The organism is Streptomyces sp. NPDC033229 (assembly GCF_055576875.1).
Window position 1 is genome coordinate 1 of the sequence record NZ_JBVIQR010000166.1, and the last position, 2556, is coordinate 2556.

General features: G+C 68.4%; 2 protein-coding genes and 1 rRNA gene. 1 reads left to right on the forward strand and 2 read right to left on the reverse strand.

Annotated elements, in window-relative coordinates:
- Positions 1-358: 358 nt before the first annotated feature.
- Positions 359-1357 carry a tryptophan--tRNA ligase gene (trpS, locus tag ACZ53N_RS37060; protein ID WP_469145097.1) on the forward strand — a complete coding sequence of 333 codons (999 nt, stop codon included), beginning with the start codon at positions 359-361 and terminating at the stop codon, positions 1355-1357.
- Between the two features lie 71 nt (positions 1358-1428).
- Here trpS and proC read toward each other — a convergent pair whose 3' ends face one another.
- Positions 1429-2238, reverse strand: a complete 810-nt coding sequence (gene proC / locus ACZ53N_RS37065; protein WP_184740583.1) for a pyrroline-5-carboxylate reductase — start codon at positions 2236-2238, stop codon at positions 1429-1431.
- Between the two features lie 251 nt (positions 2239-2489).
- Positions 2490-2556 (reverse strand): 5S ribosomal RNA (rrf, locus tag ACZ53N_RS37070); the annotation flags it as partial.

A 2556-nucleotide genomic window follows, 5' to 3' on the forward strand; every position in this document is an offset into this window, starting at 1 on the left:
ATTCCCCCGGCGGTTCCTAATCGGAACCCGGTCCCGAATTCCGGCATGCCGAAATCGATCCCGTTCAAGGGCCGTGCAGTAGAGATTGCCGCCAGCGAGGCGTGAAGTGCCGCCGCACCGTCCTCGCGGACGCCGTGGCAACTCGAAGAACTCTACACGAGCCCGGTACGACGCATCAAACCCGTGGCGCAAGGGGTTTTGGTGGCGGTACTGTCGCCGCATGACCAAGCATGCGCACACCCAGCAGTGGTGGGCCGCCTGACCGGCGGCCGATCAGCGCATGCACCCAACGGCCGCCGCCTCGGCGGCCGTTTTTGCTGTCCGTGGCGGTGGTCCCTCCACTAGGGAGACAGCACCGATGCGACGCATCTTCAGCGGGATCAAACCGACCGGCCACCTCACCCTGGGGAACTACCTCGGGGCCGTCCGCCAGTGGGTCGAGGTGGATCAGCACCAGGCGGACGCCCTCTTCTCCGTCGTCGATCTGCACGCGCTGACCGTGGACCACGAACCGGCGCGTGTACGAAGGCTCAGTCGTCAGGCGGCGACGCTGCTGCTGGCCGCCGGGCTGGAGCCGGCACGGTGCACCCTGTTCGTACAGAGTCATGTGGACGAGCACACCCGGCTGTCCTATCTCCTGGAGTGCACGGCCACCGACGGCGAGATGCGGCGGATGATCCAGTACAAGGAGAAGTCCACGCGGGAACGGGCGGCGGGCGGCAGCGTACGGCTGTCGCTGCTGACCTATCCGGCGCTGATGGCGGCGGACATCCTGGCCTACGGGGCGCACGAGGTGCCGGTGGGGGACGACCAGGTCCAGCACGTGGAGCTGACCCGGGACCTGGCCGTGCGGTTCAACCAGCGCTACGGACAGACGTTCATCGTGCCGAGGGCCGTGCGCCCTGCCGTGGCCGCCCGCGTCATGGACCTCCAGGACCCGACGTCGAAGATGGGCAAGTCGCACGCGGAGACGGCGGGCATCGTCTATTTGCTCGACGAGGCAGGGGTCGTGCGCAAGAAGATCATGCGTGCGGTGACCGACAGCGGGAGTGACGTCGTCTACGACCGGGAAGCGCGGCCCGGTGTCGCAAATCTGCTGGAAATGCTGGCGGCGTGCACGGGCGGTAAGCCCGCGGAGCTGGCCGAGGGGTACACGGCATATGGGGCGTTGAAGAAGGACACAGCGGACGCGGTGGTGGAGCTGCTGCGGCCGGTGCGCCGGCGGCATGCGGAGCTGTGCGCCGATCCGGGATATGTGGACGGCGTCCTACGGGAAGGTGCCGAGCGGGCGCGGCGGCTGGCGCGGCCGACCGTCGACGCCGCCTACGCCGCGGTGGGGCTGATGCGGCCGGTATGAAGCTCTGGTCCGTGTGCGCCCCACGACGCGGCGCGCACACGGACTCGCGCACACGGACTCGTCGGAAAACCTCAGGCGTGCCCGGAGGCCAGTTCGCGGCTGCGGTCGCGGGCTGCCTCGAGGGCGGCGATCAGTGCTGCTCGTACGCCGTGGCGTTCGAGCTCGCGGATCGCGCTGATCGTCGTACCGGCGGGAGAGGTGACCGCTTCGCGGAGCTTGACGGGGTGCTCGCCGCTGTCGCGGAGCATGACGGCCGCGCCGATGGCGGCCTGGACGATCAGGTCATGGGCCTTGTCGCGCGGAAGACCGAGCAGGATGCCCGCGTCGGTCATGGCTTCGACGAGGAAGTAGAAGTAGGCGGGGCCGGAGCCGGAGAGCGCGGTGGCCGCGTCCTGCTGGGTCTCCGGGACACGGAGTGTCTTGCCGACCGGCTTGAAGATCTCCTCGGTACGGAGCAGGTGCTCCTCGGTCGCGTGGGAGCCGCCGGAGATGACGGACATCCCCTCGTCCACCAGGACCGGGGTGTTCGGCATGACGCGCACGACGGGGGTGCCCGCCGGGAGCCGCTCTTCGAAGAGAGCGGTGGGCACCCCGGCCGCGGCGCTGATGACCAGGCGGTCGGCGGGGAGGTGGGGGGCCAGCTCGTCGAGGAGGGTCGTCATGTCCTGTGGCTTGACCGCCAGGATGAGCGTGTCCGCGTTCTTGGCAGCCTCGATGTTGCTGACGACCTCGACGCCGTAGCGGGCGTGGAGCGCCTCGGCACGCTCGGGGCGACGTGCGGTGATCAGCAGATCGGCGGTGGACCAGCCGGCACGGATCATGCCGCTGAGGAGCGCCTCACCGATCTTTCCGGTGCCGAGGACGGCGACTTTCTGAGGCACGGGGCTCACCACTTCGCTGCGCTGGGCTTCAGGGTCGTGCGGACCGTACCCAGCCCCTGACCCGGCCGAACGGTCCGTGCCCGGTCATCTTCGCACGCCAGGACGCGCCGAACAGGCGGTCGCAATTGCGACCGCCAAGGCGAGAAGCAAACCGCGGCGCGTCGGATAAACGTCAGCCGAGAATTTTTCCGGAAACGCAGAATAGCCCCCGCAGGAACCAAACGGTTCCCACAGGGGCTACTCTAAAAATTGTTCGGCGGCGTCCTACTCTCCCACACGGTCCCCCATGCAGTACCATCGGCGCTGAAAGGCTTAGCT

Bases quoted from the DNA above. Each gene is read 5' to 3' on its own strand.
- trpS (WP_469145097.1), top strand. From the start codon at position 359: ATGCGACGCATCTTCAGCGGGATCAAACCGACCGGCCACCTCACCCTG.